The following is a 7,011-nucleotide window of genomic DNA, read 5'->3' on the forward strand; positions in this document are numbered from 1 at the left end:
CACCCGCACCAGCTCGTGCTACCCTAGCGGCCATCCCTGGCTGGTCGGTGGTAATTGGAATGGCCACCATCGGCACGCCACTACTCAAACAACTTACTGCCGTACTGCCGGCATGAGTAATTACCAAGTCAGCACGGTTAATCAATTGCTGATGGGGTGGAAACGGAACTACTAGTGGGTTGCCAGGAAAATCAGTCTGTGCTGGATCTGCATTGGGATTTCCCAACGAAATGACTAACTGTGCATCGATCTCCAGACAGGCTGTAGCAATGCATCGAAAAATATCCCAATTGTGGCTTTGCAAAGTGCCGAGATTGGCATAGATTAACCGTTTACCATTGAGTTTTTCCCATGGAAAATCCTGCCGTTCTAATGAGACAGGCTCTAGATCCGCCGGATTTTTGAGCGTCCCGACATAGTGAAACCAGGGTAGGAGTCGTTCGTGGGGAAAATCGAGTTCCTGTGGCAACTGAGCGATTTGAGCCAGTTGCGAATAGCCATCGTCTCGGTGTTGGTGCGGTGGTAATTGCCACGTTTGCCGCTGCCGCACCAGTACATCCCAAATCGAGCGAGTCAGATAAGCCAGCACAGAGTAACCCAATTGATTTCGGCGTCTAGCCCACCAGACATTTTCATATTTCCAGGCAGTGAAACTAGGTGGGACTCCAGGTTCGCGATTTATCGGTAATGCGTTGCAAACTGTGATAAATGGTAAGTTGAGGTAATCGGCAATGGTGCCCCCAGCATTTGTCACCTGATCCACCAGCAGCAGGTCGATGTCAGCCTGCCGAATTGCTGCGGGAGCATCACGAAATAACATCTTCGCTTCCCGCTCGAAAAAGTTAATGGCAAATTTCAATCCTGCCAATCCAGTCAATCGTCCTAGTTGGGCATAGATTGTTTCGATGCTGCCAGGGGGGAAATCACTAGCCCCAATTTCAGCAAATTCTAAGTTAGACCGAGCGATTTTTTCGCCTACTTCTGGCACGCCAAACAAGGTAACTTTATGACCGCGACGGATTAGCTCCATACCCAAGTTGCACATGGGGTTGAGATGACCGATCGCTCCAGGGCACAAAATACCAATGTGGGACATGCTGATTTAGTGTTTGATAGAGCATTTCGATTAGTATACGATCTATATGGACTAGTGCGATCGTGGCGTTGTGACAGCATCAGCGTAAAAACCGCCAAGATGAGGTTATAACCTTCCAATTTTAAAATCTGACCACATTGGGGGCTGGGAAAACAAGAAACTCCAGCCATGGCAATGGGCTACATCGTTGGCATAGCCTACCGGAGGTAATCGCCCGATTACGATGCTCGAATTGCTTTCAACCAGAGGCTTTCAATATGTCACCCTATAGCTGAACAGTGCCACAAACTCACCCACACAAAAAATCCCCCTCACCACAGATGCAGGTGAAGGGGATAAATAATTAAGACAGGTTTTTTTGTGATGTAATCGATCGACTAGTTGCTGGTAGCTTTGAGTTTCTTTCTCATCCCAAATGCTACGCCACCACCGATCAGACTGCCGATAATGGTAAAGGGTTCGGGAATTTTTTGAGCTGTTTGGTATGTACCGAAACCAGCAGCAGGGGTGGCGTGTCCAGAGGCATCGAAGTTAGTGCTGTTATTACCGATCAGGCTGACGTCACCGTCGATCGCACTAAATATCGGATTGGCAGAAGTACTTGTTGGAGCTGTGGTATTTGCCTCAAATTGGAACGTGACCGAGCTGGTGTTCTGGAAGTACAAGAGGGCTGCTCCGAGTGGACTAGTCTCAAGCTGATTGACACTCCGTCCCGAAAAAAGATAGCTAGTTGCATCTTCGGTTGGAATCAAGGCGTTTGACGCGCTACCAACTTGATAACCAGCGAAGCCACTTGAGCTAGTACCTTTGAAGACACGAACAGCTTCAGTTTGGTTAAAGCTACTTTGTGTCGTACCAGTACCCGTCGTCGTTGGATTTTCCCCATCTACGTCATAGACAGAAAAGCGCAGATCTGGAGCAACATAAGCGGTTGAAAAGTTGTGGGTAGTACCATCAGTTGCAAATAGGTCGATCGTATAGGTCAGACCACCTGCGCCCAGTTGATTGGCGGCTATTTGATAGATGGGTGCTAGATCGCCGTTGGGTTGGGTAGTGCCATTAACACTATAGTAATTTGGGATTGTCCCTGCATAGGAATAATTAGTGCCAAAAGCCGTTGCGGTGATCCTGGCATCAATTCCGGTTGCAACGTTGATGAACCGCATCGTAGAACCATTATAGGCAGCACCAAGATTGAGACCACCTGGGGTAGCGACGTTAGTTGCATCAAGTGAAGTGGTGAAATTCAGGTCAATGGCAGCAGCTTGTTCGGGTTGGCTGACAGTGGCCATCGCAGCCAGACTCAAGACAGAAGCAACGATCGATTTGTTGAGCTGGTGCTGACCCATTGGGTGCGGATGTGCGCGGGTAGAGCGAGCATCACTCGATTGTGATGGAAAGGATTTTAAATTCATAATCGGGGGGGTTTATTGTCGAGAATAGCTCGGCAATATAGACGCTGGCGTGTGTGTCACTCCCAAATTTTGGACAATTCTCTAAATAGCTTGCCGATCGAACTCACAAACTTGATGGGATCGATCGACTTTTCACACAGTAGAGATCCATAGCTCGGAAATAAAATTAGCGATCTATACTACGCTGCACTTTGCAAAAAGTGATATTCACATCCAACATTAGTCTGAATTCCGATCAATTGCAACCAGTATTTTCACCGATCTCGATCAAAATTAGTTGCAACAAAAGCCAGGTATTGCTGAACGTAGATATGGCAAATCAATTAATACTAAAAAAATTGCCAGATCGAAACATTTAAATAAAAAACAGCTATAAACTCCTGCTTGCGCTGGTTTGTAGACAAAGTGATTTATCGATCCTAATATTGAATTTCATCTTTTTTAGCAATTTATTTAACGGCAAATCATATATTAATTCAGCAGTATTTATGTTTCTTATGGTGCGATAATTCTGTTCGACAACAGGAGCAACAGAGATCGAGAATAAGTCGATCGAATAATCTTTTGCCCAAGAATTTGCCACTCAGATGCTGGCGATGGAGAGTGGCAGTATTTTTTTGCGCGGATCGTAACAAGTCATCAGAAAATTCGCCCAAAAATTGCCCTACTTAGGGCTATCTACAGAGCAAGTAGTGCGATCGCTGTCACGAGAAAGGTGGCGGATCTTAACAGGTAGTCAAATCAATCTCGTTACTTCTGGAATCTGGGCTTTGTCTTTACAGATCGTCAGTGCGATCTTGCTCGGCGGCGAGTTGGAGTTGCCGCCATCTTTCGGTGCGGCTAGCGCGTTGTGTGGGTGTCATCGTCGCATGACAACGGGAACAACAGATGCCGGGTTCGTAGTGGGGTGAGTCCAGATCTGCGGGTGAAATTGGGTGGCCACAACCCCAACAAAGTTGATAAGTGCCTGTTTCGAGTCCATGCGTGACGGCAACTCGATCGTCGAAGACAAAGCATTCGCCCTCCCATTGGCTCTCGGTGGCGGGGATTTCCGCTAAATACTTGAGGATGCCACCTTCGAGGTGATAGACACGATCGAAGCCCTGAGAGAGCAGGTAGGAGGTGGCTTTTTCACAGCGGATACCGCCCGTACAAAACATCGCGATTTGTTTGTGTTGCTGCGGATCGAGGTGAGCGGCGACGTAGGCGGGAAATTCGGTGAAGGAGTCGGTGTGCGGATCGATCGCGCCAGCAAAGGTACCGATTTCGACTTCGTATTGATTGCGGGTATCGATCACCAAGACATCGGGATTGGCGATTAGGGCGTTCCAGTCTTGGGGTTTGACATAGGTACCGACGAGATTGGTGGGATCGATCGTCGGGACGCCGAAGGTGACGATTTCTTGCTTGAGCCGGACTTTAAGCCTGTCGAATGGGGATTTAGTGGCGATCGATTCTTTGTGCTCCAAATCGGCAAACTGAGGATCGGCTTTGAGATCGGCGAGGATCGTATCGATACTCGATCGCGTCCCTGAAATTGTGCCATTAATCCCTTCCGCCGCCAATAAAATTGTGCCTTTAATGTGGTGATGATGACACAAATTTAGCAATGGTTGACGACGCTCCTGGTAGTCAGCTAAGGTCACAAATTTATAAAAGGCAGCAATAACTTGGCTCATAGCGGTGGCTTATCGTTCGCATTAGTTATTCAAACTTACATCATTTCTGGAGATCGGTCTTGCTGTCAAAGCTTGATGCCCAGAGGATCGGAGCTTTAGTTTACTAACACTACAAAATCCTGAATTAGAGTTACTAATCGATCGTCGCCGCGAATTGTCTGATAGCATACAGTTTCGATCATTGACATCAACGATTATATGTAACTAGAAGTTTAATAGCAATTTGTGCTTGCTCCAGACCATGAATATCATCGTGGATGGCCGTTACCAAATTATCAAGCGACTCGGTAAAGGTGGATTTGCCCATACTTATCTGGCCAAAAATCTGACGGCACCGGGCGAACCACAATGTGTCGTCAAGCAACTGCGACCCAAAGTCGAGCATCCTCGGATGTTGCAGTTATTTAAATTGGAGGCGGCCATCCTCGCACGTTTCAAGCACAGTCAGATTCCCCAGCAGGTGGAGTGCTTCGAGCATCAAGGTGATTTTTTCATGGTGCAAGACTTTGTTGCTGGTGACGATCTGAGCAAGGAATTTACGATCGGGCATCAGTGGAGCGAGGCGAAGGTTGTCAGATTTTTGCGGGAGATGCTCAAGGTATTGGGTTACGTGCATCAGAAGCAAGCAATTCATCGCGATATCAAGCCAGCAAATATCATCCGCCGCTGGGACAACGGTCAGTTGTGTTTGATCGATTTTGGAGCAGTGCAAGATTTAGGTAGCGAGTCAGTCGTCCCGAATCTGGTCGTCGGTACGCCCGGTTATCACGCGCCCGAACAAGCCCACGGCGCAGCGACATTTAGCAGCGACATTTACGCGCTGGGGATGACCGCCATTCAATTTCTGACGGGACAGTATCCGCTCCACTTACCCAAAAATGCATCGCGGGAGGCGATCTGGCGAGATTTGACGCAGATTAGCGATCGCTTGGCGACAATTTTGGAACAGATGACGCGAGCTGATGAAATCGAGCGGTATGAATCTACAGCAGCAGTACTGGCCGATCTAGAGACAGTACCGATCGAAATTGAGGATGATAGTTACCTCTACTCGCCGGAGTTGATGGAGAATGAATCGACCGAGCGGCAATTGACAACTAGCAAGATTATGGCAGTGGCGATGCTGATTGGCTTGGGCTTGATTAGTACTGCCACGATCGTCAGTCGCATCGCCGCGATGCCAAATAATGTTGGAGCCTCGATGGTCGATCGCTAAATTAATTAACTCGATCGTGTAGTTGCAAAGGGTGCCCACTCGGGGCACCCTTTATTTATGTGCCGCCACAAATTTACCCGCGCCATCGATCCCATCCGCGATAAGATCGTCCGGTGTCCCGCTCCCAACTCCCAACTCCCCTATGCCTACCCCAATCCGAACCTTCCAAGTGGATGCTTTGCAGGTGGAAGTTTATCGTTGCGAAGCAGATCTAGTGAGTAGCCTAGTCCAGAGCACTCAGTCTTATCTGAACGAAATCATCGAGCGGCAAGGTAGTGCAGCCGCGATTTTGGCTTCTGGAGCGTCACAAATCAAGTTACTAGAGAATTTGACAGCAGTCAGCGAGATCGACTGGGGACGGCTCACCTTGTTTCATTTGGATGAGTATCTAGGCATTGGGGGAACGCATCCAGCTAGTTTTCAATTATTTATGCGGGAAATGGTGGGGCGCAAAGTAACACCGCGTCAGTTTAATTATCTAGCTGGCGATACCTTAGAACCGATCGCCGAATGCGATCGCTATCAGCAATTATTAGCAGCTCAACCGATCGATTTATGCTTGCTGGGGATTGGGGAAACCGGACATATTGCCTTCAACGATCCCGAAGTCGCCGACTTTACCGATCGTTATCCTGTGAAGTTGGTAAAATTAGCTGATAAATCTCGCCAACAGCAGGTCAATACTGGATTTTTCGATCGCATTGAAGCCGTCCCTCAATATGCCCTGACGCTGACTTTGCCGACGATTTGTAGGGCGCAGCGGATTTGCTGTCTGGCGATGGGTGTGCGCAAAGCCAGTATCGTCAACACGATGCTGACTGGGGAGATTTCGCCAGTCTGTCCGGCTGCGATCCTGCGGAAATATCCCACGGCGACACTATATCTAGACGAAGCTGCCGCTAGTGGGATCGGCTAAATATAGTGTCGCCAATTTGGAACAGAGCTAAGCGTCTCCACGTCTGCTACAACTATAAGTAGAAAACAATTATGCGGTTGTGGCGATCGAAACACTACTTCACTCGATCGCCTTTTCATCCTAGTTGGGTAGGGGTAAAGTTGATGAATGCGCGAGTTTCCGTTGTGGCGAGTACTGTTCTATTCTTGAGTAATGCTGTCGCGATCTCTGTCGATGCAACTAGTCAGAACGTCGCTATCAATCAAAGTACAGTCACCGTTAGCACCGATGCCAATGGCGGACAAGTCCAATCGACAGTCGTCAGCGTCGATCGTACCGACTTAAGCCAGCCACACATGCTCCGCATCCAAGGCTCTGCCAATGATGCCCCCATCCGGCTCCAGCGCGTCGAAGTCAAAGTCAATGGTAAAGCAGTCAGATCGATCGTTAATAACTCCCTAGAACTAAATTTAGCTCCACGACTGAAAGCCGGACGCAATGAAGTCGAGATTTCGGGAACTTCATCCCAGCCGGAAGACACGATTTCTGTAAATTTCATCGGCAAAAACACCAAAGTTACTCAGCAATTTTCCGGCACTGGTACCATCAAACAAATCTTAGTTATTAATGTCCAATAATCCAGTTTGCTAACTATAATTAATCCGATCGTCAGTCATATAAATTCAGCTATCAACTATCAACTATCAACT

General features: G+C 48.1%; 6 protein-coding genes. 3 read left to right on the plus strand and 3 right to left on the minus strand.

Annotation, left to right across the window (positions count from 1 at the left end; all coding sequences use genetic code 11):
- From RMO27_RS18075 to RMO27_RS18085, 3 genes are all read right to left on the minus strand, one after another.
- On the minus strand, positions 1-1,096 hold a 1,096-nt coding region (locus RMO27_RS18075), incomplete at its 3' end, for a glycosyltransferase (RefSeq protein WP_309735072.1).
- A 377-nt stretch (positions 1,097-1,473) separates the two neighbouring features.
- Complete coding sequence (locus RMO27_RS18080; RefSeq protein WP_309735074.1) at positions 1,474-2,511, minus strand: hypothetical protein; 1,038 nt, start codon at positions 2,509-2,511, stop codon at positions 1,474-1,476.
- A gap of 776 nt (positions 2,512-3,287) precedes the next feature.
- The gene (locus RMO27_RS18085; RefSeq protein WP_309735075.1) at positions 3,288-4,190 is read right to left on the minus strand and encodes a rhodanese-related sulfurtransferase; all 903 of its coding nucleotides are present in this window, start codon (positions 4,188-4,190) and stop codon (positions 3,288-3,290) included.
- A gap of 241 nt (positions 4,191-4,431) precedes the next feature.
- On the opposite strand from RMO27_RS18085, the gene RMO27_RS18090 reads away from it, so the two are divergent.
- The 3 genes from RMO27_RS18090 to RMO27_RS18100 all read left to right on the plus strand — a co-directional run bounded on the left by RMO27_RS18090 (position 4,432) and on the right by RMO27_RS18100 (position 6,939).
- The gene (locus tag RMO27_RS18090) at positions 4,432-5,406 is read left to right on the plus strand and encodes a serine/threonine-protein kinase (RefSeq protein WP_309735078.1); all 975 of its coding nucleotides are present in this window, start codon (positions 4,432-4,434) and stop codon (positions 5,404-5,406) included.
- A gap of 142 nt (positions 5,407-5,548) precedes the next feature.
- Positions 5,549-6,322, plus strand: a complete 774-nt coding sequence (locus RMO27_RS18095; RefSeq protein ID WP_309735079.1) for a glucosamine-6-phosphate deaminase — start codon at positions 5,549-5,551, stop codon at positions 6,320-6,322.
- A gap of 71 nt (positions 6,323-6,393) precedes the next feature.
- On the plus strand, positions 6,394-6,939 hold the full coding sequence (locus RMO27_RS18100) for a hypothetical protein (RefSeq protein ID WP_309735081.1): 546 nt from the start codon (positions 6,394-6,396) through the stop codon (positions 6,937-6,939).
- Positions 6,940-7,011 lie beyond the last annotated feature (72 nt).

The sequence above is a fragment of the Chamaesiphon sp. OTE_75_metabat_556 genome, from assembly GCF_031378165.1.
Lineage (GTDB): Bacteria > Cyanobacteriota > Cyanobacteriia > Cyanobacteriales > Chamaesiphonaceae > Chamaesiphon.

Bases quoted from the DNA above. Each gene is read 5' to 3' on its own strand.
- RMO27_RS18080 (WP_309735074.1), bottom strand. From the start codon at position 2,511: ATGAATTTAAAATCCTTTCCATCACAATCGAGTGATGCTCGCTCTACC.
- RMO27_RS18085 (WP_309735075.1), bottom strand. From the start codon at position 4,190: ATGAGCCAAGTTATTGCTGCCTTTTATAAATTTGTGACCTTAGCTGAC.
- RMO27_RS18090 (WP_309735078.1), top strand. From the start codon at position 4,432: ATGAATATCATCGTGGATGGCCGTTACCAAATTATCAAGCGACTCGGT.
- RMO27_RS18095 (WP_309735079.1), top strand. From the start codon at position 5,549: ATGCCTACCCCAATCCGAACCTTCCAAGTGGATGCTTTGCAGGTGGAA.
- RMO27_RS18100 (WP_309735081.1), top strand. From the start codon at position 6,394: ATGCGGTTGTGGCGATCGAAACACTACTTCACTCGATCGCCTTTTCAT.